Annotated in this window: 27 protein-coding genes and 1 pseudogene; 12 read left to right on the plus strand and 16 right to left on the minus strand. The window is 65.4% G+C overall.

Annotated features, from left to right (window positions below):
* Positions 1–38: 38 nt before the first annotated feature.
* Positions 39–776 carry a TetR/AcrR family transcriptional regulator gene (locus ACKWRH_RS30080; protein ID WP_445216457.1) on the minus strand — a complete coding sequence of 246 codons (738 nt, stop codon included), beginning with the start codon at positions 774–776 and terminating at the stop codon, positions 39–41.
* 106 nt (positions 777–882) lie between these two features.
* Here ACKWRH_RS30080 and ACKWRH_RS30085 point away from each other — a divergent pair, with 106 nt between their 5' ends.
* From ACKWRH_RS30085 to ACKWRH_RS30110, 6 genes are all read left to right on the plus strand, one after another.
* Entirely contained in the window at positions 883–2,280 is a 1,398-nt protein-coding gene (locus ACKWRH_RS30085) for a carotenoid oxygenase family protein (RefSeq protein ID WP_445216458.1), read from the plus strand.
* A 74-nt stretch (positions 2,281–2,354) separates the two neighbouring features.
* Positions 2,355–2,618, plus strand: a complete 264-nt coding sequence (locus ACKWRH_RS30090) for a hypothetical protein (protein WP_445216459.1) — start codon at positions 2,355–2,357, stop codon at positions 2,616–2,618.
* A 76-nt stretch (positions 2,619–2,694) separates the two neighbouring features.
* Positions 2,695–3,270 (plus strand): hypothetical protein, encoded by a 576-nt coding sequence (locus ACKWRH_RS30095; RefSeq protein ID WP_445216460.1) that lies wholly within the window; start codon positions 2,695–2,697, stop codon positions 3,268–3,270.
* Positions 3,271–3,284: 14 nt separating this feature from the next.
* A complete protein-coding gene (locus ACKWRH_RS30100) occupies positions 3,285–3,836 on the plus strand; it encodes an inner membrane-spanning protein YciB (protein ID WP_445216461.1) in 552 nt (183 codons plus the stop codon).
* 107 nt (positions 3,837–3,943) lie between these two features.
* Positions 3,944–4,240 (plus strand): hypothetical protein, encoded by a 297-nt coding sequence (locus ACKWRH_RS30105; RefSeq protein ID WP_445216462.1) that lies wholly within the window; start codon positions 3,944–3,946, stop codon positions 4,238–4,240.
* 14 nt (positions 4,241–4,254) lie between these two features.
* On the plus strand, positions 4,255–5,175 hold the full coding sequence (locus ACKWRH_RS30110; protein ID WP_445216463.1) for an SH3 domain-containing protein: 921 nt from the start codon (positions 4,255–4,257) through the stop codon (positions 5,173–5,175).
* 148 nt (positions 5,176–5,323) lie between these two features.
* On the opposite strand, the gene ACKWRH_RS30115 is transcribed toward ACKWRH_RS30110, so the two are convergent.
* Positions 5,324–6,979 carry a fumarate hydratase gene (locus tag ACKWRH_RS30115; protein WP_445216464.1) on the minus strand — a complete coding sequence of 552 codons (1,656 nt, stop codon included), beginning with the start codon at positions 6,977–6,979 and terminating at the stop codon, positions 5,324–5,326.
* A gap of 246 nt (positions 6,980–7,225) precedes the next feature.
* Between ACKWRH_RS30115 and ACKWRH_RS30120 the strand changes: the two genes are divergently transcribed.
* The 3 genes from ACKWRH_RS30120 (at position 7,226) to ACKWRH_RS30130 (ending at position 8,992) form a co-directional block, all read left to right on the plus strand.
* Positions 7,226–7,699, plus strand: coding sequence for a hypothetical protein (locus tag ACKWRH_RS30120; protein WP_445216465.1), 474 nt, complete (start codon positions 7,226–7,228; stop codon positions 7,697–7,699).
* A gap of 330 nt (positions 7,700–8,029) precedes the next feature.
* Complete coding sequence (locus tag ACKWRH_RS30125) at positions 8,030–8,200, plus strand: hypothetical protein (RefSeq protein ID WP_014494035.1); 171 nt, start codon at positions 8,030–8,032, stop codon at positions 8,198–8,200.
* 117 nt (positions 8,201–8,317) lie between these two features.
* Positions 8,318–8,992, plus strand: a complete 675-nt coding sequence (locus ACKWRH_RS30130) for a methyltransferase family protein (RefSeq protein WP_445216466.1) — start codon at positions 8,318–8,320, stop codon at positions 8,990–8,992.
* 293 nt (positions 8,993–9,285) lie between these two features.
* On the opposite strand, the gene ACKWRH_RS30135 is transcribed toward ACKWRH_RS30130, so the two are convergent.
* Both ACKWRH_RS30135 and ACKWRH_RS30140 read right to left on the minus strand, forming a co-directional pair.
* Positions 9,286–9,993, minus strand: coding sequence for a glutathione S-transferase (locus ACKWRH_RS30135; protein WP_445216467.1), 708 nt, complete (start codon positions 9,991–9,993; stop codon positions 9,286–9,288).
* Positions 9,994–10,192: 199 nt separating this feature from the next.
* Positions 10,193–10,579 (minus strand): annotated as a pseudogene (locus ACKWRH_RS30140) (lectin); the annotation flags it as partial.
* Positions 10,580–10,582: 3 nt separating this feature from the next.
* On the opposite strand from ACKWRH_RS30140, the gene ACKWRH_RS30145 reads away from it, so the two are divergent.
* Positions 10,583–10,810, plus strand: coding sequence for a helix-turn-helix domain-containing protein (locus ACKWRH_RS30145; protein ID WP_445222495.1), 228 nt, complete (start codon positions 10,583–10,585; stop codon positions 10,808–10,810).
* Between the two features lie 10 nt (positions 10,811–10,820).
* On the opposite strand, the gene atzF is transcribed toward ACKWRH_RS30145, so the two are convergent.
* The 9 genes from atzF to flgB form a co-directional block, all read right to left on the minus strand.
* Positions 10,821–12,206: an allophanate hydrolase gene (gene atzF / locus ACKWRH_RS30150; RefSeq protein ID WP_445216468.1), complete on the minus strand. Its 1,386-nt coding sequence runs from the start codon at positions 12,204–12,206 to the stop codon at positions 10,821–10,823.
* A gap of 168 nt (positions 12,207–12,374) precedes the next feature.
* Positions 12,375–13,391, minus strand: coding sequence for a Tim44 domain-containing protein (locus tag ACKWRH_RS30155; protein ID WP_445216469.1), 1,017 nt, complete (start codon positions 13,389–13,391; stop codon positions 12,375–12,377).
* A gap of 217 nt (positions 13,392–13,608) precedes the next feature.
* Positions 13,609–16,191, minus strand: a complete 2,583-nt coding sequence (gene cckA / locus ACKWRH_RS30160; protein ID WP_445216470.1) for a cell cycle histidine kinase CckA — start codon at positions 16,189–16,191, stop codon at positions 13,609–13,611.
* A 154-nt stretch (positions 16,192–16,345) separates the two neighbouring features.
* Positions 16,346–17,425 carry a flagellar biosynthesis protein FlhB gene (gene flhB, locus ACKWRH_RS30165; protein WP_445216471.1) on the minus strand — a complete coding sequence of 360 codons (1,080 nt, stop codon included), beginning with the start codon at positions 17,423–17,425 and terminating at the stop codon, positions 16,346–16,348.
* Between the two features lie 7 nt (positions 17,426–17,432).
* Positions 17,433–18,203 (minus strand): flagellar biosynthetic protein FliR, encoded by a 771-nt coding sequence (gene fliR, locus ACKWRH_RS30170; RefSeq protein WP_445216472.1) that lies wholly within the window; start codon positions 18,201–18,203, stop codon positions 17,433–17,435.
* Between the two features lie 17 nt (positions 18,204–18,220).
* The gene (gene fliQ / locus ACKWRH_RS30175; protein ID WP_014494021.1) at positions 18,221–18,484 is read right to left on the minus strand and encodes a flagellar biosynthesis protein FliQ; all 264 of its coding nucleotides are present in this window, start codon (positions 18,482–18,484) and stop codon (positions 18,221–18,223) included.
* Between the two features lie 173 nt (positions 18,485–18,657).
* Positions 18,658–18,966 (minus strand): flagellar hook-basal body complex protein FliE, encoded by a 309-nt coding sequence (fliE, locus tag ACKWRH_RS30180; protein WP_039152240.1) that lies wholly within the window; start codon positions 18,964–18,966, stop codon positions 18,658–18,660.
* Positions 18,967–18,982: 16 nt separating this feature from the next.
* Positions 18,983–19,408 (minus strand): flagellar basal body rod protein FlgC, encoded by a 426-nt coding sequence (gene flgC / locus ACKWRH_RS30185; protein ID WP_445216473.1) that lies wholly within the window; start codon positions 19,406–19,408, stop codon positions 18,983–18,985.
* Positions 19,409–19,426: 18 nt separating this feature from the next.
* Complete coding sequence (gene flgB / locus ACKWRH_RS30190) at positions 19,427–19,831, minus strand: flagellar basal body rod protein FlgB (protein WP_445216474.1); 405 nt, start codon at positions 19,829–19,831, stop codon at positions 19,427–19,429.
* A 349-nt stretch (positions 19,832–20,180) separates the two neighbouring features.
* Here flgB and ACKWRH_RS30195 point away from each other — a divergent pair, with 349 nt between their 5' ends.
* Together ACKWRH_RS30195 and fliP are read left to right on the plus strand one after the other, a co-directional pair.
* The gene (locus ACKWRH_RS30195) at positions 20,181–21,149 is read left to right on the plus strand and encodes a flagellar biosynthetic protein FliO (protein ID WP_445216475.1); all 969 of its coding nucleotides are present in this window, start codon (positions 20,181–20,183) and stop codon (positions 21,147–21,149) included.
* A complete protein-coding gene (gene fliP / locus ACKWRH_RS30200; protein WP_028158333.1) occupies positions 21,146–21,904 on the plus strand; it encodes a flagellar type III secretion system pore protein FliP in 759 nt (252 codons plus the stop codon). Before ACKWRH_RS30195 ends, fliP begins: the two co-directional genes overlap by 4 nt.
* Positions 21,905–22,132: 228 nt before the next feature.
* Here fliP and ACKWRH_RS30205 read toward each other — a convergent pair whose 3' ends face one another.
* The 3 genes from ACKWRH_RS30205 to ACKWRH_RS30215 all read right to left on the minus strand — a co-directional run bounded on the left by ACKWRH_RS30205 (position 22,133) and on the right by ACKWRH_RS30215 (position 26,584).
* On the minus strand, positions 22,133–22,369 hold the full coding sequence (locus ACKWRH_RS30205; RefSeq protein ID WP_445216476.1) for a hypothetical protein: 237 nt from the start codon (positions 22,367–22,369) through the stop codon (positions 22,133–22,135).
* An 81-nt stretch (positions 22,370–22,450) separates the two neighbouring features.
* Positions 22,451–26,158 (minus strand): tetratricopeptide repeat protein, encoded by a 3,708-nt coding sequence (locus ACKWRH_RS30210; protein WP_445216477.1) that lies wholly within the window; start codon positions 26,156–26,158, stop codon positions 22,451–22,453.
* Positions 26,159–26,389: 231 nt separating this feature from the next.
* Positions 26,390–26,584, minus strand: coding sequence for a hypothetical protein (locus ACKWRH_RS30215; RefSeq protein ID WP_445216478.1), 195 nt, complete (start codon positions 26,582–26,584; stop codon positions 26,390–26,392).
* Positions 26,585–26,588: the final 4 nt, after the last annotated feature.

Genomic DNA, 26,588 nt, shown 5'->3' on the forward strand with positions numbered 1-26,588 from the left:
CGCCCGACAACGGCAAGGGTTGCGTTCGCCCCTGATGATCAGGGGCCGGGCAATTTCCCCGTGATGGGCGCCGTCAGCATCGCCTCGAGCAACTGTTCGGCCGTCGTCCCCTCGGGCAGCCGCCCCAAAATATCTTCGAGACGGCCGTCGAGCAGCAGCATGGTGAAGCCGTGCACCATCGACCATGCGCGCGCGATCGCGGCGCCCTGGTTCAGCGTCAGCGAATCTTCGCTGATCTGCTCCTGCCGCATCATTCCGATGGCATTGGCGAGGCCGGCGAAGGAGGCCTCGGCCGCCTCGTGCAGCGAGGGCCTGGAATAGTCCAGTCGTTCGGTGCGGAACATGATGCCGTACATGCCGGGATGGGCCTGCGCATAGGCGACATAGGCCTTCGGCCGCGCCAGCGCGCGCTCCAGTGGCGTCGTGGCGGCGTCGCAGGACGAGGCCATCGCCGCGTTGAACTGGCGGAAGCCGACGGCCGCGAGCTCGCTGAGCAGGCCGGTGAGATCGCCGAAATGATGGGTCGGCGCGGCATGCGAGACGCCCGCCTCACGCGCCACTGCGCGCAACGTCAGGCCGGACAGCCCGTCGCGCTCCAGCACCCGTTCGGCGGCCTGGAGCAGCGCCTCGCGCAGGGCGCCGTGATGATACGGCGTCTCCGTCTTCGCTACTGCCGGACGGCGTGCGGAACGCGCCTGCGCGCTCGCGGCCGACGATGTTTTGCTCGGGGTACGCGGCTTGCGCGCTGTTTCGCTCTTGGTGTCGCTCTTGGCCATTTGCAAGCTATATGACGCAATATTGACAGTGTAAAGATTTCACTTGACGAATCCGGCGATCGGCATTATTCGATCTTTACGATGTAAAGATAGGGAGGGATACGCCGTGCAGCATGACGCCGTCACCGAGCGCCGCAACAATATCGCGCCGATTCCGTTCGAGGCCGACGCGCCCTTCCTGAAAATCGTCGGGGAATTGCCGCGCGATCTGAACGGCGTGCTCTATCGCAACGGTCCCAATCCGCAGTTCGATGCGCCCGGTGCGCACTGGTTCGTCGGCGACGGCATGCTGCACGCCTTCCACCTGGAAAACGGCCGCGCCAGCTACCGCAACCGCTGGGTCCGCACCCCGAAATGGCTGGCCGAGCACGATGCAGGCCGCGCCTTGTTCGGCGGCTTCGGCCGCAAGCTGCCGGATGCCCCGCAAAACCTCACCGACGGCGGCGTCGCCAACACCAACATCATCTTCCATGCCGGCAAGCTTTTGGCGCTGGAAGAAGCGCATCTGCCGACCGAGATCGAGCCGGGCACGCTGGCGACGCGCGGCTATCACAACTACCAGGGCCGCGTCGCCGGCAGTTTCACAGCGCACCCGAAGGTCGATCCGGTCACCGGCGAACTCGTGTTCTTCGGCTACAGCGCCGCGGGCCCGCTGACATCAGCCCTCTCCTACGGATCGATCGATGCCGCCGGCAAGGCGACGCGCTTCGAACGTTTCGAAGCGCCCTATGCCAGCATGGTGCACGACTTCATCGTCACCGAGAACCATGTGCTGTTTCCGATCCTCCCGATCACCGGCAGCATGGAGCGCGCGATGAGCGGACGGCCGCCTTATGCCTGGGAGCCGGACAAGGGCGCCTATGTCGGCGTGATGAAGCGCAACGGCACCGCCAAGGACATCGTCTGGTTCCGCGGTGAAGCCTGCTACGTCTTCCACATCATGAATGCGTGGGAGGACGGCAACCGCATCATCGCCGACGTCATGCAGTTCGAGGAAGCGCCACTGTTTCCGCATCCCGATGGCCGGCCGACGGATCCGGAGAAATCACGCGCTCGCCATTGCCGCTGGACGTTCGATCTCTCAGGGAAGACCGACCGCTTTCAGCAGACCTATCTCGACGATCTCACGGGCGAATTCCCCCGCATCGACGACCGCCGCGCCGGATTGAAAAGCCATCACGGCTGGTACGCCTGCGCCAATCCGCGGCTGCCGATGTTCGGCGCGCTATCGGGCATCGTACATGTTGACGGCAACGGCAGACGGCTCGGTCATTATCTGCTGCCGGCCGGCGATACCATCTCCGAGCCGGTGTTCGTCGAGCGATCGAAGGATGCGGCGGAAGGCGATGGCTGGCTGCTCGCCGTAGTCTGGCGTGCGCGCGAAAACCGCAGCGACCTCGCCGTGTTCAACGCCACCGATGTCGAAGCCGGCCCCGTTGCGCTGGTGCAGCTCGGCCACCGCGTGCCCGACGGCTTTCACGGCAATTGGGTGGCCGCGCAGTAACTCTTGTCATTCCGGGGCGCGACGAAGTCGCGAGCCCCGGAATGACATCGCGGATGTCACCAAAGAGGCCTCGCATGTACATGCCCTCGATCACCGCAGGTTGCCTTGCCGTCCTCGCCCTGGCCTGCGCCGCGCTCGCACTCCGGATGATCCGGCTGCGACGGAGCGGCCATGTCATCTTCAACGGCGGCATCTTGCTCTCGGTCGGCCTCCTGCTCGCCGCCGCGCTGCCGATCCTGTCACGCCTGCCCTGGGCGGAATTCGCCGAAGAGGCGTCCGACCAAGCCATTGCCGCCCTTCACTTTTTGGAAGTTACCTATGTTATTTTGACACTGTAAAGATTTCGCTTGACCCGGCACCGCTCCTGATTTACGTATCTTTACATCGTAAAGATTAGCCAGACCGAGGCGGCTCATGGCGATTTTCCTGATCCTCGCGCCCTACGGCGCCTACACTTTCCTGATGCTGGTGACCTCGGCCACGATCAGCGTGTTCGCCGCGTCTGCGATCTGCCTCGCCACCATCACGGTCGATGTCGCGCGCGGCCGTTCCGTGAAGATCCTGGCGATGGGCTCGGCGATCGTGTTCGCCGCAATCGGTCTCTACCTCGCGCTGATCGACCCGAAGCTCGGCACGCTGGGCGTCAAGCTGTCGGTCGACATCGGCATCTTCGCCATCTCGCTCGGCTCGATGCTGGTCCGCCACCCGTTCACGCTGCAATATGCGGTTGAAACCGTCCCGGCCGAGACGGCGGCGATGCCCGGCTTCCTCACCGCCAACTACGTCATCACCGGCGCCTGGACCGCCGCCGCGCTGTTGATGATGGCCGCCAACATCGCGCTGCTCTACGTCCCCGGCCTGCCGCTCTGGTCGGGCCTCGCGGTCGCCTTCGCCGCCCGCAACAGCGCGATCTACTTCACAAAATGGTATCCCGAGTATCGCCAGATCAAATATGCTGCGCCCGCCGCCGCGCTGCCCCACACCCATTGAAGACAGGACAGACGATGAAAGACGTATTCCGCCGGCTCGTCTCTGATTTCCTCTCCACCATCGTCTTCCTGGCAATCTATCTCGCGACCGACAACGTCATCCTCGCGACCGCAGTCGCGATCCTCGGCGCCATCGGCCAGGTGGTCTGGTCGCGGATCAAGGGCCAGACGCTGGGCTACATGACCTGGGCGAGCCTCGGCCTCGTCATCGTGCTCGGTGGCGCAACGCTGCTCACCCACGATCCGCGCTTCGTGCTGGCAAAGCCGGCGATCGGGCACGTCGCGATCGGCTTCATCATGCTCAAGCGGGGCTGGATGCTGCGCTACCTGCCGGCGATCGTGACCGAGACTATTCCGGAATATGTCACCGTCGCGGGCTATGCCTGGGCAACGCTGATGTTCGTACTCGCCGCGGGCACCGTCGCCGTCGCCATGACGGGGGACATGAAGCTGTGGGCCTTCTATGTTTCGGTGGTCCTGATCGGCGCGAAGATCGCCGCGTTTGCGATCCAGTACGTGGCCTTCCGCCTGCTCGTCGGCGGCCGCATTCGCGCAGCCCGCGCTTAAGGGCGCGTCAAAGAGAGCGTTAGGCACGTCCCCCGAGTTAGGTTATAGGCGTTCCTGGCTCACCTTGCGGATTGTCGCAGGCGCCGGGAAAAAGTTGGGAGACACGAATGGCCGTGGACGGCAACTGGACTCTGACCATGACGACGCCCATGGGCGAGCGCAAGGCCACGCTGACCTTGCTGAGCTCCGGCGGCACACTGACCGGAACGCAGGGCGCCGACGGCAATTCGGCCGAGATCTTCGACGGCACCATCAGCGGCGACGCCGTCAACTGGAAAGTCTCGATCACCAATCCGATGCCGTTGACGCTCGAGTTCATCGGAACGGTGTCCGGCGACAGCATGAGCGGCGAGATGGGCATCGGCCCGATGGGCAGTTTTCCGTTCACGGGCGCGCGCGTATAGGCTCGTTGCGAACCGTGCGCGTGCTCCGTCTCATCGCGGCAACGATCCTGTGTGTCGCGACGCAAGCGGCGCGCGCGGATGAAACCGAACCGGCGTGGCGCGCAAGCGCGCTCGCCATGGTGCCGGCTGGCTATGTCGCCGGCACGGCCTACCGGACCGAAGGATCGACCGGCTATCTCGCCGTCTATCCGGCCTCGTCGAACGATCCGAAGACACCGGCAAGCGTGTTCGCTGCGCGCCAGGCCCTTGTCGTCACGCTGACGCCGGATGCGACGCGCGCGGTCTCGGCCGAGCTGAAGCCGCGCAGCGGGCCGGATCCTGACAACGACGATACCGATTTCGCAAAGCTCCACGCCGATCTCGCCGCCAGGCGCGCAACGCTGCCCGACGGCACCGAGCCCTGCGATCTCGGCGCCTGGTCCATCGACAAGGACTTGAACGGCCTCAATGTGCGCGCCGAGCTCTCGGTGAAGGCGCGCGTGCTCGGCACGCTGCCGCCGCCCTATCGGTTAAAGCTCGGCGGCGCCGAGAACACGCCCGATGGAGGATGGCTCACCGAATTCCGTATCATCGGCTTCAAGGACGGCTGGTTCCTGATCGAAGGCGCCAAGCCGCCGGGCAAGGATTACGAGGACGAGAAGAGATATCCGCGCAGCGCGCCAAAACCCTATGCGGGGCGCGGCTGGGTCGCCTCCAACAAGGTCGGCGCGTCCTATGCCAACGGCGCCACGCGCATGGGCGGACTTTTCCAGGCGCCGTTCGTCGATGCGAAATGGATGCCGGCCCAGCGCGAGCTCGGCGGCGAAATCGACACCGACGGCGGCCCGAAGCGCATCTTTGCCTGCAGCGGGATCTGGAGTCTGGTCGAGAGCGCAGACGGCGTCCGCGGCTGGTGGCGCTCGCTGTGCTCGAACCAGGTTACGAACTGTAGTTAGGGAAATAGAGCGGGCTAACACCGCTCTCGTGTCCCGGACGCGGTGCAGCGCGTAGCGCTGCTCCGCAGAGCCGGGTCCCATGCCGCCACCTGGACCCCGGATCTGCAGCGCATCACTTCGTGCTGCGCAGCGTCCGGGGAACACCTCGTCAGCCCAAATTCAGCTCCTTGAAGAAGTCGTTCCCCTTGTCATCGATGATGATGAACGCCGAGAAGTCGACGACTTCGATACGCCAGATCGCTTCCATACCGAGCTCGGGATATTCGAGCACCTCGACCTTCTTGATGCAGTGCTCGGCGAGGTTCGCCGCCGCACCGCCGATCGAGCCGAGATAGAAGCCGCCATACTTCTTGCAGGCCTCGCGCACGGCAGGCGCGCGGTTGCCCTTCGCCACCATCACCATCGAACCGCCGGCGGCCTGGAACTGGTCGACGAAGGAATCCATGCGGCCCGCGGTGGTCGGGCCGAACGCGCCGGAGGCGTAGCCCTCGGGCGTCTTGGCGGGACCAGCGTAGTAGACCGGATGGTTCTTGAAATAATCCGGCAGCGGCTCGCCCCTCTCGAGGCGCTCGCGCAGCTTGGCGTGCGCGCTATCGCGCGCGACGATCATGGTGCCGGTCATCGAGACCCGCGTCTTGGTCGGGTACTTCGAGAACGTCGCCAGGATATCCTTCATCGGCTGGTTGAGGTCGATCTTGACGACCTCGCCGCCGAGCGACTGCTCGACCTGCGGCAGATACTGCGCCGGGTTGTGCTCGAGCTCCTCCAGATAGACGCCGTCTTTGGTGATCTTGCCGAGCACCTGGCGGTCGGCCGAGCAGGATACGCCGAGCCCGATCGGCAGCGAGGCGCCGTGGCGCGGCATGCGGATCACGCGCACGTCGTGGCAGAAATACTTTCCACCGAACTGCGCACCGACGCCGAGCGACTGCGTCATCTTGTGGATTTCCTGCTCCATCTCGACGTCGCGGAAGGCGTTGCCGTCGGGCGAGCCGTGGGTCGGCAGCGCGTCGAGATAGCGGGCGGAGGCGAGCTTCACCGTCTTCATGCACAGCTCGGCCGAGGTGCCGCCGATCACGATGGCGAGGTGATAGGGCGGGCACGCCGCGGTGCCCAGCGTCAGGATCTTCTCCTTCAGGAAGGCGAGCAGCCGGTCCTTGGTCAGCACCGAGGGCGTGGCCTGGAACAGGAAGCTTTTATTGGCAGAGCCGCCGCCCTTCGCCATGAACATGAACTTGTAGGCGTCGTCGCCCTCGGCGTAGATCTCGCACTGCGCCGGCATGTTGTTGGCGGTGTTCTTCTCCTCGTACATCGACAAGGGCGCGACCTGCGAGTAGCGCAGATTGCGGCGCAGGTAAGCGTCGCGCGCGCCTTCCGACAGCGCCGCCTCGTCGTCACCGTCGGTGATGACGTTGCAGCCCTTCTTGCCCATGATGATCGCGGTGCCGGTGTCCTGGCACATCGGCAGCACGCCGCCGGCCGCGATGTTGGCATTCTTCAGGAAGTCCAGCGCGACGAACTTGTCGTTCGGGCTCGCCTCGCCGTCCTCCAGGATCGCGCGGAGCTGCTTCAGATGGCCGGGGCGCAGATAGTGGTTGATGTCGCCGAAGGCCGCCTCCGACAGCGCCCGCAGCGCCTCGCGCGACACCACCAGCATGTCCTTCCCCAGGACCTTCTCGACCCTGATACCCTCGGCCGTGATCTTCTTGTAGGGCGTCTCGTCCTTGCCCAGCGGGAACAGCGGGGTGTGCTTGTAGGGCGGAACGGGTTTTGCGGGATCGGGGAAGGCGGTGGGAGCGTTCATGGGCAAATCTCGGGGTTTTGGAGCCCTCGCGGGCCTCTAAGCGTAGAAGCGTTCTAAGCTTTTTTGCCGCGAATGGAAGGCGTTCTGGCGCGGCCGAGGCATCCCGATTCGGCGTCACGACGGCCCTTTTTGGTTGCCGTCGGCCGGGCGCAAACTGGCGATGACCGTCCCCGGCAGGCTCTGGGTGCACCCCTTGCGCTCGGCGCGCGACGAAGGTTGAATGCGCGGCCTAAGGGGCTTTTCATCATGATTTTCAAACTGAACGTCCGCGGCGCGATCCTGGTCGCCGCCGCCATCACCGGCCTTGTGACCCTCGCCTCGCCTGCCCGCGCGGATCGCTGCGATGACAGCGCCAAGGAGCTGGCGAACCAGGTCGAGCGCCTCAAGGTGAATTTCCGGGCCGCCAACACCGTCTACCTCTCGCACCCGGCGGCCAAAGAGCTGTCCGTGGGTTGCCGCGGCGACAGATATTCCATCGAGCTCTATGCCAAGGGCGATCGCAAGCCCACGCCGGAGTTCTTGGCGCTGGTGGGTTCGATGGCGGCGATCGTCTTCACCGTCACGAAGGACGACACCACGACGGGCGCGACGCGCTGCCTGAAGCGGATGGGACTGTTGCGCGGCGACAAGGTCGTCATGCGCTACCGACGGCTCAACATGGAATGCACCCGCACCAAGACGGATGCGTCAATCGCGATCACGCGCGGCAAGGACGAATAGGCGGCACTCGCTTTCTCCTCGCACGCAGTGTCCACGTGACGCGCGCTGTCGCCACATGCTCCGTCATTGCGAGCCAATCGGTCCGCGCGAAGCGCGGCCCGATGACAGGCTCCGCGAAGCAATCCAGAGTCTTTCCGCGGTGGGATTCTGGATTGCTTCGCTGCGCTCGCAATGACGGGGAGAGGGCCGCGGTCCTCTCAAATCGTGCACTCGCGGGACCAAGGACGGCATCCCACCGCACCAACTCCCTCACATTTTAACGATTGGCTTGACGGAAGCTTCGCTCCTCGCGGCGCAGGGTCGATTGATTCCATCTGTGAGGATTTGTGGATGAGCGTCTCTACCGTTGCGCCGCCGCCGATCGCGATCGTGGTGCCGAGCTACGACACGACCAAGCAGCAGGACGACCAGAAGACCAAGGACAACGACCCGACCTACAAGCCGCCGCCGCCCGCGCCGCTGCCGCCGGGTCAGGGCACGCGGATCGATCAGCTCGCCTGATCAGGGCCGGTCAAAGATGAAACGCCCGATCCGGTCGATCGGGCTTTTCGCGTGTCCGGCCGCATCTTCGCCGGATAGCGGGACCAATATCGTGCGCGGCTACTCTGGAACCTGCGCATGATCGCAAAACTGCTGTTGCAGAACACGATCACCACCGTCGCGATGGGCGCGCTGCTGTTCGCTTGCGCCGGGACTTTGCACTGGCCTTCGGCCTGGGTCTTCCTCGCCACCTGCGCCCTGCTCGGCCCGCTCTGCGGCTGGTGGCTTTATCGGGTCGATCCGGCGCTGCTCGCCGAACGTCTGCGGCCGGTCCTGCAAAAGGACCAGCCCGCCGCCGACAAGGCCTTCATGGCCGTCTTCGTCATTGCGATGCTGGCCTGGCTGGCCGCAATGGGGCTCGACCGGCGCACGCAATTCTCCGACATGCCGGTTGCGTTGCAGGCGCTCGGTCTCGTGCTGTTCGTCCTCTCGACGCTGTTCATCCTGTGGGTGTTCCGCGAGAACTCGTTCGCCGCGCCCGTGGTGAAGCTCCAGGCCGAACGCGCACAACGCGTGGTCTCGACGGGGCCTTACGCGCAAGTGCGCCATCCCATGTACAGCGGCATGATCCTGTTCTTCGCCGGCGTGCCACTGCTGCTGGGCTCGAGGTGGGGCCTGGTGATGGTGCCGGTCATCCTCGTCTTGTTTGCGATCCGCATCGGCATCGAGGAGCGCACGCTGCGCGAGGGCCTGCCGGGCTATTCCGACTATATGACGCGCGTGCGCTACCGCCTGCTGCCCGGCGTGTGGTGAGGGCGCATCACCCCCCTCGGCACTGAAAAGCGTTCTCTCTCCTCCGATCGACTGACTTCGCCGCAACCGAACCTCGCTAGAGGGAACCTCGCGCCACAACGGGAGACGCGACGATGTTCTGCAAGCCCCCTGCCCCGACGAGCCCGATCTCGCTCTCGTTTCCGACTCTTCAGACGATCGAGTGGCTCCGAGGCCTTTAGCGCCGCTCGGAGCCACGACGCGTTCGGGCGATTGATCGCGCTCGAAACGGCCGGTCCCGAACGCGGGCTGCCGCCAGCCTCCGTCCGGACCGGCTAATGATCGAGCTCGCGATAACGGCGGAAGATGCCCTGTTCGTTGAAGGGGATCCGGCGCGCGCTCGCAAGATAGGACTTGATGTTCGGCCGCGCGGCGATGCGGTCATGCAGGCCGACGAGGCCGGGAATGTCGGCCTCGAACGACTTCATGCGTTTGGGAAAGGCGTAGCGCAGCCCATCGACGATCTGGAACAGCGAGAGATCGACGTAAGTCAGCCTGCGACCGGTGACATAGGCGCCGCCATTGCCCGCGAGGAGCTCCTCGAAATAGCCGAGATATTTCGGCACGCGCTCGCTCCAGAAATCGGCGGTGCGCTTCTTCGCCGGCGGCTTCTGGTCTTCATAGTACATCGAAGGCCCGAGCGGATGATGGGTGTCGTGGATCTCGACCACGAGATCGGTGATGGTGAGCTGAAGCTGGTGCACCCAGAGTTTCCCCTCTTCCGTCTTCGGCGCGAGCCCATGACGGGCGCCGAGATAGAGCAGGATGTTGGCGGTCTGGCCGATGACGAGCTTGCCCGCTTTCAGGAACGGCGGCGCGAAGGGCGGCGTGCCGCCATGCGCGTCCATCATCTTCATCATCGCAGCTGTGCCGCGCGCCCCCCGCGCGACGTCGACATAAGCCGCCCCCGCCTCCTCCAGCGCCAGCCGCACATATTCGCCGCGGCCCTGGATCTCGGGCCAGTAATAGAGCTCGTATTTCATGGGAGGGGTCCGTGAGCGTGGAAGCGGTCGGACCAATGTAGCATGTGGCCGAAGGTTCCGTGAGAGCGATGCGGAACGGCAGCACCACATACTCCGTCATTGCGAGCGCAGCGAAGCAATCCAGAATCTTTCCGCGGAGACAGTCTGGATTGCTTCGCTACGCTCGCAATGACGCGGGGAGACAGCTGCGCGCCCTAACTCAATTCGCCGCGAAACAATACAGCAGGCCGTCGCCGCCGGTGCTCTTCAGATCGGCCTGCGAGCAGCCGCCGTCAGGACCGCGCGAGGGGTGAGAGCTGTTCCAGGACTTTGACGGCTCGTCGTCGCGCAGGCCCTTACGATCGGCATGGCCGACGACCGCCGCGCCCTGCGCGCTCGACGTCCAGTTCCTGCAGGTCTTGTCGTCACCCGCGGCAAAAGCGCTGCCGTCCGGTTGCGATCCCGTGAGGATATCGTGCCGGTTCGGCGTGTCGCCGGCGCCGTTGATGACCTCGCCCTTCTCGCTGAGTGCGGTCTGCTTGGTGAGATTATTGGCCGCGCCGTGCAGGTCGGCAACGTCCTTGGCAATCACCGCACCCTTGGCATGCGGCTGCATAGCCTGTTGATCTTCCTGTCGCACGTCTACGGCGTGAAGCGCGACGGCGAGATCGTCATCGGGATGCCGTTTACCCACGGCGATCTCGCCAATCTTATCGGATCCACCCGCCAATGGGTGACAGTACAGCTCGCACGGCTCCAGGAGGAAGGTGTGATCAGGTACGACAGATCCGTGATTTCGATCCTGGATCTTTCGACGCTCGGGCAAGAGATGGAATAAATTCCGCCCTTCAGCCGCCAGACTTCAATTCGAACGCCGCTCGGCCTGCACTGGCCTCGAACCGCCGCGCCAGTCCGATCAGCGCGCGATCATGCCAGGCCGGCGCCAGAAGGGTCACGCCCATGGGCATGCCGTTCGGCAATGTCGCGTTCGGAACCGCCACGCCGCAGAGATCGAGCAGATTGGCAAAGTACGAGTAGTAGCCGAGCCGATTGTTGAGGGTGATCGGATCGCGATCCATCTCCTCCAGCGTGAACGGCCGCGGTGCGGTCGGGACCACCAGCGCATCGATACCCGCAAAGATCGCCTCGGCGTCGCGGCGAAGCCGGTGCAACCGGTGAATGGCACCAAACGTGTCGATCGCTGAATAGCCGGCGGCCGAGCCCAGCACGGTCCTCGTGACATCAAGCAGGGAGCCGGAATCGATGTCTATAAGCGAAGCGATAGCCGAGTGCCGCTCCGCGACCCAGGGCCCGCTGAACATCAACTCCCCGGCCCGGCGGAACGGCGCGAAGTCCACCTCGATCGCCGTTCCCCCGATCTGCGTGAAACGCTCGCAGGCACGCTCATAGAGCTCGCCGCACTCCGGCATGCCGAAGCATTCGAGATCGGCGGACGCGATGCGGCCGAGCCGGAAGGATGGCACCGTCCCTGTGGCGAAAGAAAAGGCCCTGGGCAAGCGGCTGTAGGGATCTTCGAAATCGAACCCTTCGATGATTTCGATGATCGCCTCGCCGTCGCTGACGGTGTTGCAGAACACCGAGACGCAATCGATCGTCGGGCAATTCGGCACCAGCCCGCGTGATGACACCAGCCCAACGGTTGGCTTGATTCCGACGATGTTGTTGAAGCCGGCAGGTATGCGGCCGGACCCGCCGGTATCGGTGCCGAGCGCGAACGCGACGTGCCCGGCCGCGACGGCGACCGCGGACCCGGAACTGGAACCGCCCGCAATATAACGCGCATCGGCAACCGACGCGCAGGGGCCATAGGGCGAACGCGCGCCGGACAGGCCTGTGGCGAACTGATCGAGATTGGTCTTTCCGAGGCAGATGGCGCCGGCCGCGGTGAGGCGTTCGACGCTGTGCGCGGAATGCCAGGGCGTGTAGCTGAACGCCGGGCATGCCGCAGTGGTCGGCATTCCCTCGACATCGATATTGTCCTTCACACCGAAGGGAATGCCGAGCAGCGGAAGATTTTCGCCTGTCCGCGCGCGCGCCACGAGCTTACGGCATGCCTCGAGCGCCTCCTCGCGCGGGCGGAGATAGATCCAGCAATTGCGGTCGCGCTCGGCCTCGATCCGGTCATACGCCGTTTCGATCGCCTTCAGCGGCAGGGACGAATTCCTGGCAATGGTTTCGTGATTTGTCCTGGAGCGCGCGACAGACTGACTCACCGAATATCTCCCTCTCTAACCGGCAGGCGCGAAATTGCGGGAGCTCTGCGCGGCCAACAAGCAATTAAGTGCTTCGCGCAAATGGTCGGCCGTATCAGGATATAAGCGGCTCAAAGAAAAAGGGCGCCGTGCCGAAGCACGACGCCCTTGTCTTTAATCTGCGTACGATCAGTTGGTCTGCTGGATCGCCGACAATTCCCAGCCGCTGCCCGGACGGCGGGCAAAGGTCCAGATCTCGGTGGCCTCGCCCGGCTGCTCGCTGCCGGCGACAACCGTACCGCTGTTGCGGTCCAGCGTCTTGTCGGTGAGGGCGAAGCGCAGCGCCACCGTGGCGTATTCGGTCTCGCCTTCGCGCCAGGCTTCCGCGAGGTCGCCCTGCAGCAGCTTCACGTTGCTGGTCTTGTTGACGACGTTGCGCGCGCGGTTCTGGTTAAGGTCCTGCTCGAGATAGGAGACCATCTCCGGCGTCGCGAGCGTGTGCAGCTTGGCCACGTCCTCGTTCGACCAGGCGGTCTGGACATCGCCGAGCAGGCGCTCGAATGCCTCATAGTCATCAGGCTTGATCTCGAGCGGTGCGTTGTTGGCGCCGAAGCCGAAGCCACCAAGTCCACCACCGAGGCCGCCGCCACCGAGGCCGCTGCGGTAATTCGTCTGCGGTCCCGGACCGCTACCTGCGTCAGCATTGGCGTAGGCCGCCTGCTGCGTATGGCGGCGCTGCCACCACGACATCGCAAGCCGCACCACGACCACCACGAGCACGATCTGGATGATCAGGCCCAGGATCGACGACAGGCCGCCGAGGCCACCGAACAGGCCGCCGCCGAACAGCATGCCGAGCAGGCCGGCACCGAGGAAGCCGGCCGCAAGGCCGCCCATGAAGCCGCCGGCGCGGCCGAACAGGCCGCCGCGCGCGGGCGCGGCAGCAGCCGAGTTCATGCCGGCACCCGGCTGGGTGTAGGTCCGGTTGAACTGCGAGGTCGAGCCCGGCGCGGTCGTCGTCGAAGGCGGCGCCGAATAGGTGCGCGAGCCGCGCGAACCCGACGACATGCCACCACCGACGCGGGCGTCGGCGGACGAAATCACCAGCGCGGTCGGCAGCGCAAGCGCCAGCATGACGGCGAGGGTCTTGAAGAGAGTGCGGGAGCGTTGCGAGAAAGTCATGTGCGTTTCCCAAATCCCCGGCATGGGGACGTGCTCCTAAGATGGGCAGACTTCCCGAAAAGTGAAGCCGGTTTCGGAACTTATGGCTGCGGCCCTCAGTCGCGGGGATGTGGCAAAAGCCCATATTTGGCGGGGGTTTGGCCGGGGGTGCTGAGGAACCGCGGTCGCGGGTTACCGGCGGGCTTACGAGGCGAATTCCGCTTTTCCCCGTCATTGCGGAGAACGTGACAAGCGCGCGCCCTCATCCCGCCTTTGCCATCGTCTCCTTCACGGCCGCCACGAGCTGGCTGAGCGTGAACGGCTTTGGCAGGAAGTCGAATTGCTGGCCTTCGGGCAGGCTCTTCTCGAAGGCGTCCTCGGCGTAGCCGGAGACGAAGATGAACCTGATGTCGGGATTCTTCTCGCGCATCGCCTTCAGCAGCGTCGGGCCGTCCATCTCAGGCATCACGACGTCGGAGACGACGAGATCGATCGCACCGCTCTGCTCCTCCAGGACCTCCATGGCCTCGACGCCGTTCTCGGCCTCGACCACGGTGTAGCCGCGCGAGCGCAGGCCGCGTGCGTTCAGCGCGCGCAGGCCCTCTTCGTCCTCGACGAGAAGGATGGTGCCCTGTCCGGTGAGATCGGTGCGCGGCTTGGCCTCCGCCGCCGCAGGCGCGGTCTCCTTCGCGGCGCCATTGGTCGCGCCGACCACTGCTGCGGGCTGCTCCTGCGCCTCGGGCTCGGCGTGATGGCGCGGCAGGAAGATATGGAACGAAGTCCCCTGCCCCGGTTCCGAGTCCACGTAAATGAAGCCACCGGTCTGCTTGACGATGCCGTAGACGGTGGACAGCCCGAGGCCGGTGCCCTTGCCGACTTCCTTGGTCGAGAAGAACGGCTCGAAAATCTTGTCGCGGATATCGGCGGGGATGCCGGTGCCGGTGTCGGCGACCTCGATCCGCACATAGTCCGCGGCCGGCATGCCCTTGTAGGCGAGCTTGGCGGCTTCTTCCGCGGTGACGTTGGCGGTGCGGATGATCAGCTTGCCGCCGTCGGGCATGGCGTCGCGCGCGTTCACCGCGAGGTTGACGATCACCTGCTCGAACTGGGAGACGTCGACCTTCACCGGCCAGAGATCGCGGCCGTGAATGGTCTCGTGCTTGACCTTCTCGCCGATCAGCCGGCGCAGCAGCATGGCGAGGTCGGAGAGCGCATCGCCGAGGTCGAGCACCTGCGGCCGCAGCGTCTGCCGCCGCGAGAACGCCAGCAGCTGCCGCACCAGCGTCGCGGCGCGCGTCGCGTTCTGCTTGATCTGCATGATGTCCTGGAACGACGGATCGGTCGGCTTGTGCGCGTTCAGCAGGAAGTCGTTCGCCATCATGATGGCGGAGAGCACGTTGTTGAAGTCGTGGGCGATGCCGCCGGCGAGCTGACCGACCGTCTCCATCTTCTGCGACTGGTTGATCTGGTTCTCCAGCGCACGCCGCTCGGTGGTCTCGAGCATGTGCACGATGGCCGCCTCGGCGTCGTTCTCGGCGGCATCCACCGGCGTGACGAAGAACTGGCCCCAGCGCTCCTTGGTTCCTTCGAGCGCCACCTCGACCGGCGCGACGTCGGCCTGGCCCTCCGCGGCCTGGTTGATGGCCGTGATCAAAAGGTGCCGGTCGCGCGAATTGACCGCACCGAAGATCGACTTGCTGGCGCTGTCGAGCCCGAGGGCCTGCCCGAGCTTGGCGTAGCGCGCGTTGGCGCGCACGACGTTGCCGCCGCGGTCGACGGTCGCGATCGCCATCGGGGTGTGGTCGAAGAAACGCATGAAGCGCACTTCGGCGGCGCGGTCGGGATCGCTGCGCTCGTCGCGGGCACGGCTGATGACGAGCGTGCGCGACGGCCCCGGCGCGCCGTCGGCGCCGAAGGCGAGCTTGTGATAGAGCCGCACCGGCATGGTCTTGCCGGTGCGCATGCGCAGGTCGATGTCGAAGACTTCCGTCTTCACCTCGCCCGGCACCGCCACGATCGCGGTGAGCAGCGAGGCGCCATCGCCGGAGACGATGTCAGTGAGCTTCAGCCCGCCCGAACCGATCTCGGCGAGATCGTAGTCGAGCCAGTTCGCCAGCGTCGCGTTGACATAGGCGAGCTCGCCGGCCGGATTGACCGAGAAGAAGCCGCAGGGCGCGTGATCGAGATATTCGATCGCGTGCTGGAGTTCCTGGAACACGTCCTCCTGGCGCTCGCGGTCGCGGGTGATGTCGGCGATCGACCACACCGCGTATTTCGCCTCGCGCTTCCCGGTGCCGAGCGGGCGCACCCGCATGCGCAGCCAGCGGCCCTGGCTGCCGTCATGGCCGGAGATGCGCACCTCTTCCTGCTGCCGTTTTCCTTCGCGCGCGGCCTTGAGCAGGCGGAACACGGCTTCGGAGACGTCGGGGTTGCCGATGAAGACGCGCTCCACGGGCCGCACCTCCTGCGGTCCGCTTGCGCCGGTGAGCGTCAGATAGGCGGCGTTGGAATAGACCACGTGGCCGCGAGGATCGGTCACGGCCAGGCCGTCGAAGGCGTGGTCGGCAATGCGCCCCATCACGGGATCGTCGAGACTGCGGTCGACGAAGCGGATGATGCCGGCGGCGAAGGCGAACAGGTTGAACAGGCCGACCATCGCCAGCACGGCGAGGATGCCAAGGATATAGGGCTGCGCCTGCGCGCGCCCGAGCGTCATCAGCCCGACGGCGACGGCGACGAGGCCGGCGGCCACCAGCAGCACCAGCGCAATGCTGCCCGAGCGCGGCGACGGCTCGTGCGCCGCAACGGGCTCGCGTGTGAGTTCGTGGTCGGTCTCGGCAGTCATTTCAAGCTGGCACAGCCTGTCGGCAGAGAATCAACGCGCTACGGGGCGCGTGGGGTCCTCCCTGCCTGAATCGGACCCGCAGGCGCAAGGGCAGCAAGGGCGAAAGGTACGCTGATTCCCAGATTACGGCCATTTCCGGTACTTTTCGGGTATTTTATCCGCGTCCGACGCCGAATCCGTGCTTCAGCCGCATGACGTAACCGATGACCTCGGCGACCGCATGGTAGTGCTCGGTCGGGATTTCCTGGTCGATTTCGACGGTGGCGTAGAGCGCGCGGGCGAGCGGCACGTTCTCGACGATCGGGATGTCGTGCTCGCGAGCGATCTCCCGGATCTTGAAGGCGAGGTTATCGACGCCCTTGGCAACGCAGATCGGCGCAGACATCCCGCGCTCGTAGGACAGCGCAATCGAATAGTGGGTCGGGTTGGTGATGATCACGGAGGCCTTGGGAACCGCCGCCATCATGCGCTTCTTGGAGCGCTGCTGGCGCAATTGCCGGAGCTTGCCCTTGATGTGCGGGTCGCCTTCGGACTGCTTGAACTCTTCCTTGATCTCCTGGAGCGACATCTTCTGCCGCTGGAACCAGCTGCGATACTGGAAGAAATAGTCGCCAATGGCGATGATCGCGAGCGCCGCGACCACTGCGCCGAGCAGATGAATGGTCAGGCTGGTGCTGGCGCCCAGCATGGCGGCCGGATCGAGCCTGACCATCGCCTCCATGCGATGGCGCTCCGGCCACAGGACCACGGTCATGACCGCGCCGAGCACGATCAGCTTGCCGAGCCCCTTGAGGAAGTTCGCGGCCGCCTGCTTGCCGAAGATGCGCTTGAAGCCCTCGGCCGGTGACAGCTTGCTGAATTTGGGTTTCAGGGATTCGGCCGACCAGACCAGGCGATGCTGGAGCACGTTGCCGGCAATCGCCGCCAGCACCAGCATCAGCAGGGGCACGCCGATTGCTGCGAGCACGGCGACCTCGATCTGCTGCATCAGCGCGAGCAGAGCCCTGCCGTCGGTCTTGATCATCCAGGAGTTGGCGAGCAGGTTGCGCATCGGCGTCACCAGCCCGCTGCCCACCGAGCCCGAGAAGGTGGAGACCACGAGCGTGCCGCCCGCGATCATGAACCAGGTGTTGATCTCCTGGCTCTTGGCGACGTCGCCGCGTTCGAGCGCCTCTTCGAGACGCTTTTGTGTCGGGTCTTCTGTTTGACTGTCGGGATCGTTGTCGTCTGCCATCGATCACCTATCTGAGCGGCATCATCTGGTGCATGACACCGATGAAATAGTCGAGATACGTGCCCATCATCGCGGTGAGCACCACGGCGAGCACCAGGAAGCCCACGAAGATCGACAGCGGCACGCCGACGAAATAGACCTGCATCTGCGGCATCAGCCGCGCCAGCACGCCGAGCCCGATGTTGAAGACGAGGCCGAACACCAGGAACGGTCCGGAAAGTTGCAAGCCCAGGCTGAACGCCGCGGCAAAGGCGCGCGTCGCCAGCGAAGCGACGTCGCCGCTCGATACGGTCTCGCCGGGCGCGAAGATCGTGTAGCTGTCGTTCAGCGCGGCGATCACCAGATAATGGCTGTCGGTGGCAAACAGCAGCGTCACCCCGAGCATGGTCAGGAAATTGCCGACCAGCACGCCCTGCTGTCCCTGTGTCGGATCGACCGAAGTGACGAAGCCGAGCCCCATCTGCTGCGCGATCACGGCGCCCGCGACCTGAAGCGCCGACAACGTCACGCGCGCGGTCGCCCCCAGCACGATGCCGATCACGATCTCATGCAGCATCATGACCAGCAGCGGCGCGATCGAGCCCATGTCGACCTGGTAGGCGTTGCGATGCAGCGGCAGGATGATCAGCGTGAGCAGCAGCGCGATCGCCAGCTTGATCCGCGTCGGAATGTTGGTCTCGCCCAGCCCCGGCAACAGCATCACCATCGCACCGACCCGGGCGAAGGCGAGCATGAAGGAAGCGGCGAGCGCCGGCAGCAGCGAGACGTCGATGCGCATGTCGGGCGCATTGTGCCTCAGCCGCCGATGATTCGCGACGAGATCCGCATCATGTGGGAATGGAGTGCGTCGGCCATGAACGGCAGCGCCAGCAGCATCGTGGCGAAGATGGCCAGGATCTTCGGCACGTAGATCAGCGTCTGCTCCTGGATCTGCGTCAGCGCCTGGAACAGCGACACGACGACGCCGACCACGAGGCCGACCACCATCAGCGGCGACGACACGATCACGATGGTCCAGATCGCATCACGCGCGACGTCGAGGGTCTCAGGTCCGGTCATGTGCAGAATTCCTTGTTCATTTCTCGCCTCCTCACCGCTGTTCCGAGCGAAGCAAAGGCTTATCCCCGTCTTTGCGAGCGCAGCGAAGCAATCCAGACTGTCGCCAGCGGAAAGATTCTGGATTGCTTCGCTGCGCTCGCAATGACGATTGGGGCGAGCGCGAGCGCCAAAAATCAGATCGGCATCTTCATGATGTCTTCATAGGCCGCGATCACGCGGTCGCGGACCGAGACCAGCGTGGACACCGCGACGTCGGTGTCGGCGACCGCCGTCACCACGTCCATCACGTTGGCCTTGCCGGCGGCCATCGCCACCGTCTGGGCGTCGGACTTGCGGCCGGACTCCATGACGCTGCCGACGGCGTCTTTCAGGAGCGACGCGAAGGACTGCCCGCTCGCTTCGCCGCCCTTGCCGGCGCCGCTGTTCTCCAGCACGCGGGCGAGGTTGGCATAAGCATTGGCTGCGATTGTCGGTGATGCCATGGCTCAAATGTCCTGTTCAGCTCTTGAGGATGTCGAGCGTGCGCTGGATCATCCGGCGCGTCGCACTGATGATGTTGAGATTGGCCTCGTAGGACCGCTGCGCGTCGCGCATGTCGGTCATCTCGACCACCGAGTTCACGTTGGGATATTTGACGTTGCCGGTCGCATCGGCGGCTGGATTGTTCGGCTCGAATTTGGTGCGGAAGTTCGACTGGTCCGGCTTGATCTTGCCGAGGGTGACGACCTGCGCGTCGAGCGTGCGGTCAAGCGCGGAGGAGAAGGTCGGCACCTTGCGCCGGTAGGGATCGCCGCCTGATGTCTGCGAGGTCGAATCCGCGTTCGCGATGTTCTCCGAGATCACCCGCATGCGCCCGGCCTGCGCGCGCAGGCCGGAGGTCGCGATCGCCATCGAGCGGGCAAAGTCGCTGCTGTCATTCGCCATGATGCGCTTCCTCTACCTCTAACCCTTCCCGATCGCGGTCTTGAGCAGACGCAGGCTCTTGGAATACAGCGAGGTCACCGCCGCATAGTCCATCTGGTTGCTGGCGGCCTTCATCATCTCTTCCTCGATATTGACCGCGTTGCCCGCGGGACGGGTCTCGAAACCTGCATTCCTGTTCTGGTCGAACGCCGAGGCAGCACCTGACGGCGTCATGTGGGAGCCGCTGGTGCGGGTGAGCGCCAAGGGGCCCATCGAGCCCGTGACCGCCCCCGCCTTGTCGAGCTTCGGCTCGACGAGGTCGCGCGGCCGGAATTTGGGCGTATCGGAATTGGAGACGTTCTCGGACAGGACGCGCTGGCGTTCCTGGTGCCACTGCATCTTGGTGCGAAGCGCCGACAGCTCCGGGAGATCGTTGATGGACATCGTTGCGGCTCCTTCCGCCTCTCGGACCAAAGGCCCGAAGCTAGGCAGAATTTGCCGCGTGTATGGTTAACAGGTGGTTAAAGATGGCGTCGATGCATGCCCCTTGACGGAACACCACTTTGCGCCCCCGTGATTCTACGCATCCAAAAGTGGCATTAACCCAACCGTTTGGCGGGCCATGCACAGGCCAAGAAGTCGTTTTGGATCGAGCGATTCATAGGTTATTAAGAGCTGGGGACGGCAAAACTTGCCGTGGGACGTTAAGAAATCGCAGTTTGGGGCATCCCACGCCGATGGTCGGCGCGTCTGACCATGGGCACGAGAAAAGCGCCATTTGTCGGGGACAAGTATGCAAGGCAGCCCAATCACCTTCATCGTGGCGTTCATCGTCGTTCTGGCGTTGATCGGCGTCGCCGCATGGTTGGTTCGCCGATTCGCCACCAGCCGGCTCGGTGCCAACACCCAGCGCGGCCGGATGCCCCGGCTTGCCGTGATCGATGCCGCAGCGGTCGATGGCCGGCGCCGCCTGGTGCTGGTCCGGCGTGACAATGTCGAGCATCTCCTGATGATTGGCGGTCCCACCGACATCGTCGTCGAGCCCAATATCGTGCGCGCCGCGCCCGGCCGTGACCAGCTTCCGCAACGTTCCAATGCCGCCGAACCGCCGCGCCTTGCCCCGATGCCCGATACCAGCAGCTGGACCGACGAAGCTCCGCGGCCCGAACTGCTCGATCATCCCGAACCGCAAATGCCCGAGCCGCCGCCGCGTCCGCGTCCCTCCTTCGCCGACGAGGTACGCCGACCCGCTCCCGCACTGGCCGAGCGCCGCAACGAACCGCCACTGGCCGGCTTTCCGCCTGAGCCGATCCTGCCGCCGCGCCCCGAGCGCGAGGCACGCCCCGAGCCGGTTCCGCCGCGCATCGCCCGCAGCGAGCCTCCGCTGATGCCACGTCCCCCGCGGCAGAGCGAGCCGGTGAAAGTGCCGCCGGTGCGCGCCGAGCGCGCGGCCGCGCCACCGCCTCCTCCGCCCGCGCCGCAGGCTCCACCCGTTCCGCCGCCGGCCCCCGCTCCTGCCGCGCCCTCGAACGCCGAGCAGAATCTCGCCGAGATGGCGCAGCGTCTCGAAGCCGCGCTGCGTCGCCCCGCCGGCGAGACGGTTGCGCCGGAGCCGCCCGCGCCACCGCCGCCCCGCGCCGCACGCAGCGAGCCGCCAGCACCCCCGGCTCCGCCCGCAAAGCCGGCCGCGGAGAAGACCAGCTTTGAAAATCTCGAAGACGAGATGGCCTCGCTGCTCGGCCGTCCGAAGCCGTCTTCGTGAGGCTGCCGGCCCTCCCGCGTAGAGTTGTTTTTCTTTCTGTCCTGATCGCCGCGGCTTCGCTCGCGATGCCTGCGCATGCGCAGGACATCAGCATCAATCTCGGCGGTCAGGGGGGCGGCGGCGTCACCGAGCGCGCGATCCAGCTCATCGCGCTGCTCACGGTGCTGTCGATCGCGCCGTCGATCCTGATCATGATGACGTCATTCACGCGTATCGTGGTCGTCTTGTCGCTGCTGCGCACCGCGATGGGCACGGCGACCGCGCCGCCGAACTCGGTGATCATCGCGCTCGCGATGTTCCTCACCTTCTTCGTGATGGGACCTGTCCTGCAGAAGTCCTACGACGAGGGCATCCGCCCGCTCGTCGCCAACCAGCTTGGCGTCGAGGATGCGCTCCAGCGCGCTTCCGTCCCCTTGCGCGGCTTCATGCAGAAGAACGTACGCGAGAAGGACCTCAAGCTGTTCCTGGATCTCTCCGGCGAGCCGCCGCCGGCCACGCCGGATGACCTCGCCCTGCGCATCCTCGTCCCCGCCTTCATGATCTCCGAGCTGAAGCGCGCCTTCGAGATCGGCTTCCTGCTGTTTCTCCCCTTCCTGATCATCGACCTCGTCGTCGCCTCCGTGCTCATGTCGATGGGCATGATGATGCTGCCGCCGGCAACGATCTCGCTGCCGTTCAAGCTGATCTTCTTCGTGCTGGTCGATGGCTGGTCACTGGTGGCGGGAAGCCTGGTGCAGAGTTACGGGGGCGGATAACTGCGGCTCCATCCGCCGTCATGCCCCGGCTTGCCGTCTTCGCTGAAGCTTTGCCGGCCGAGCGCCCTGGTGGGCCCGGCGTAGCCTAGCGGAGCCGGGACCGGGGCATCCAGTACGCCGCGGCCTTTCGATTTCATCACTGCGGTCTCTGGAATACTGGATCGCCCGATCGAGTCGGGCGATGACACCGAGAACGTGGCGTACAGTGAGACGGCGTCGACAGCGCCCCTACCCCTCCACGTCATATTGCTTGCTGAGGTGATCGCCGATCTGCACCAGCATGGCGACGCTTTCGGGGAAGCCCGGCTTATCCGTCGCGGCCTGGTCGGCATCGGCGCGGAATTCCCAGCTGTCGCCGTCGCGGACGATCGAGAAGACGAGGTCATCCGGACCATCGGCATGGACCTTCAATTCGGCCCGCGCCATGGCGATGAGTTCGGCTTCGGTCTTGGCAGGCTTGCTCATATCGACGCTCTCCCGGCATGAAGACGCGCAGGTTGCCGCTTCAACGGGCACCTGTCGAGAGGCCTCGTGGTAGCAGGGTTCCTACCGCGTCATCTTGATCTGCCGCACGACGGGGATCGTGGGCAGCGAGCCGGTGTGGTCGGCCTCGTCCTTGGCTTGCGGCGAGGCCGGCGCGCGGGCGGTTGCGTCGGGGAAGCGCTGCTTCATCTCGCGCAGGAAGCCGTCGAGCGTGTCGACGCTGGCAGCGAGCTTGGCGATCTCGGCGAATTCGGCGCTGGAGGACGCTGCCGGCTTGCTCGCGATGTCGAAGGCGACCCGGTCCGCACTCTCGCTCATCAGCGGCGCATATTTCTCGCGGAAGCGCGACAGGCCGATCGAATCGTCGGCAAGCGCATAGCCGACGGCGGCGCGGATGATGTCGCTCTTCTCCACCGCGTTGAGCGGCTTGAAGTCGCGGAAGCGGTCGCCGTAATAGAGCTCGATCTGCTCGGCGGATTCGCGCCAGCGCCGCGCCGCCCAGAAGATGTCGGAGCGCAGGCGGAGCACCTCGCGCCCGGAAACGTTCGAGACGATGTCGAGCGCGAGATCGTGGCGGCCGACGTCGCTCTGCGCGCGCGCCTCGAGCAGCAGCCGCTGCTGCCGCAGCTCGCCGGAGAGATCGCTGATGCGGCTCGCGCGCAGCGCCGAGATCGCCATGTCGGGCTTGCGGTTGGCGAGGTAGATCATGGACAGGCGCGCGGCGACCTGGGCGCGGGCTGCGCCTTCGAGGCGATGGTCGACCTGGTACTGCAACAGCTCGGCGGCTTGGTCGAGCAGGTCGATCGAGGCGAGACGGTCGGCGAGGCGGCGGATCAGCTCGTCGCCGCGGCGGCCGATCGGCGTCAGCTCGCGGAACTCGTAGAACATCCCGAGCGCCTCGACCGGCGGCAGCTCGTCGCCCTTGGGCCCCAGGAAGATCTGCGTGAACAGGTCGGAGGCGAGGTCCTGCGCCTGACGCGAGGCCTCGGCGTTCGGCTGGAGCCTTGTCGCTGTGCGCGCCGCCCTGAGCGCGTCCCTGTAGCGCCCGTTCTCGGCATAGATCTGCGACAGCATCTGGAGCGTCTTGACCTCGATCGAGTCGCCCCGCCAGGTCATCGACAGCGTCTCGAGCTCACGCAGCGCGTCTTCCTTGCTGATCTCGTCGCGCTTCTGCCGTAGCGCCACTTCGAGCTGCTTGGCCTCGGCCGCCGCCTGACGATCGTTCGAGGCGACCGCGAATTTGTAGTCGTCGAGCGCGTCCTTGTCGTGGCCGAGCGCCTCGGCGAGCCGGCCGCGCAGCACGGCGAAGCCGGGCGCCGCCTCGGGCGATATGCCGACCACCTCGATCTCGCTGCGGCGCTTGGAGGCGCCGGCATAATCCTTCACCTCGAGCGAGGCGCGCATCGCCTCCATCGTCACGATGCGCTGGATGTCGATCGGCAGCGAGGCGATGGCGGATTCGACGTTCTTGAACTTCTCGCGCGCATCCGCCCACTTGCCCTGGCGCGAATAGGCGAGCGCCTTCCAGAGTTGGGAATCGTGGCTGTTACCGATCACGGGATTGGCGAGGTCCTTCAAGCCCTGCGCTGGCCGGCCGATCAGGATGTTCGCGATCGCATGCATGATCAGCGCGCCGCTCTCCTCCTTGTTGAGGGGATCGGCCAGCATCAGGTCGGTCATCGACTTGGCTTCGTGGTACATGGCGCGCGACATGTAGAACTGTGCGAGATCGAGCCGCGGCAGCGAGCGCTGCGCCGGCTCGACGGCCGCGATCGCCGTGATCAGACTACTCTGGCGCGTCCAGAAATCCTCCGACTGGCCCTTGCGCCAGCCTTCCGGACTGAATACCGGCCGCACCGCGGTCGGCGCGCGCTCGGCGGAGATATCGACCGGCGAGAGCGTCAGTCCGCCCTTCTTGCCGAGAATGACCTTGTCGGATCCAACCTCGACGCCGACCTCGTCGGAGTTCGGCCGGATCGCGATGCCGTGCGCGGATTCGAGCAGCGAGAGATCGACGAGATCCTGCCGCTTGATGAAGCCGCGCACCGGCCGCTGCCCGGTGACGACATAGAGCGTGTCGCCGGCGTCGGGATCGGTCAGCTTGTGCAGCAGGCCCGGATTGGCGAAGGGGATCGCGATATTGGCGAGCGCGGGGTCGGTGATGTTGCGCGACATCATCAGCGGCAGCGGCGTCGCCTGGATCTTGTCGGCGAGCGTCAGGAGCCAATTGGTCTCCTTGCCGACCTCCTCGCTCGTCAGCGAGTAGACCAGCGGCCGGGTGAGACGGATGCGGACCGCCTGCCCCTTGTCGAGCGGCATGCGGCTGACCTCGCCGATCATCGCACCGCCCCGGCTGCGGATCGCCTCGACGTCGATCGGCTTCGGCGTATCGAACACCAGCCACACCGTATCGCCGCGGCGGAACGCCGCCGCAGGTGTTGCCACCTGAAGCGGGAAGATCACGCGCAAGCCATCGCTGTCGCGGCGGACATCGACGCTGGCGACGGTGGGCTGCGGCGCGGTCGGCGCCTCGGCAGGTGCGGCCTTGACGCTTTCCTTGACCGGCTCCTTTGCAGCCTCCTTCAAGACCTCCTTGGGCGCTTCGACGACGGCAGGCGCCATCGGCGCGACGGGAGCGGCCGGCGCGGCGGCCTCCGCGGGCTTGGGAGCTTCGGCCGTGGGAACCGGCGCAGGCTTCGATGCTTCGACGGGCGGCATCGCCGCCGGAGCTTCCGGCTTCACCTCGGGTTTGACATCGATCTTCGATTCGCGCGCGATCGTCTCGGACGTCGGCGGCGCGATCTCGCGATGGACCTCCTTCGGCTTCTCGGCCGCCGGCTTTTCCGGAGCCGGTCCATGGCTTTGGGCCACTGGCTTTGCCTGCGCGATCACCGCCTCAGCCGTCGCCGCGGTCTTGCCCTTGTCGGGTTGGAAGGAGATGTCGACGACGTAATTCTTCTCGTCGCGGAAGGAGTGCACGTCCGAATCGCCGATCAGCGCGATCTCGACACTGGTCTGGTCGATGTCGGACTTCTGCTTGATCGAGGCGACGTTCGGAGGCGCGGCGACGACGGCGTCCGCCAGATCGAAATTGAGGCCAGCATTGAACGCAAGCGTGAGCTTCTGCTCGTTGAGCACGGAGGAGACGCCGACGCCGTCGGGCATCTCGAACACGAAGCGCACGAAAGTCGGCTGCACCGAGGCGCGCACACGGATCTGCGGACGCTTCTTGGTCTCGGCCGCGGCGCGCTGGGCGCGCAAGGCCCGTTCGGCGACACGCGCACGCTCGGCCAGTTCCTTGACCACGTCCATGGGCAGGCTTGGCGGCGGCCCCTTCCAGCCCTCCGGCAAGAGATCGATGAAGGTGCGCTCGCCGGCGTTCATGGTGTTAACGGTGACGCGCCGCGCCAGCGACAGGCGGATGGCGCTGCCGTCGGGATCGCGGCGAGCAGAATTGACGTAGTCGGGCGCACCTTCCGGAACGCGATCGACGGGAACGTCGACCGCCCGGTCGAAGCGAATGATGAGAATGGAGCCGGCCGTCGTCACCTCGGAGGGAACGTCCTCGCCCAGCTTGATCACCAGACGGGCAAAGCCGCCACCGGCCGCGAAGGTCGCCTCGCCCCGGACCACATCGGCGGCGCGGGCGGGCGCACCGAGGCCGACGAGCAGGCAGGCCGCCAGCACGGGTGCCTTGCGGACATGACGCGACAGCCCCCGCGCCAAAGCGCGGGCTCGCGACATAAATCCAGCGGCAGCCTTCTGCGCCATTGGCGACGTTTCTTCCAATTCGGCGGTCCATGCCGGCACTGGCGCCGGCCCGTGCCGTCGACTGTAGGTTTTGCCAATTAAGGACTTGTTAATGCTGTAATGACGAATTCACCCGGCACAGTGCGTCGCGACGCCTGCTTGCGGGCTCGGGCGTTCGTGCTGCGAAATCTGGAGAGCAAGTGGTTAAGGAGGTGTTAACATCCCGTCGTCCGCACCCATCAGGAATGCCGATCAAACCCCGCGATTGGCCGGTAATGCATTCAACTTGCCTCGCGCTTCGCGAATTGACTGCAAGGTCAATCGCTTTTCCGAGATTCGGCGCTCGATGTACTCACGCTCGAGATCCGTCAGCGGCGTGTTCAACAACCGCTGATAGCGGCGAATGCTATCGTCGTGAGCCCGAATGAGCGCGAACCTTGCATCCATATTC

The sequence above is a fragment of the Bradyrhizobium sp. Pa8 genome, from assembly GCF_052588265.1.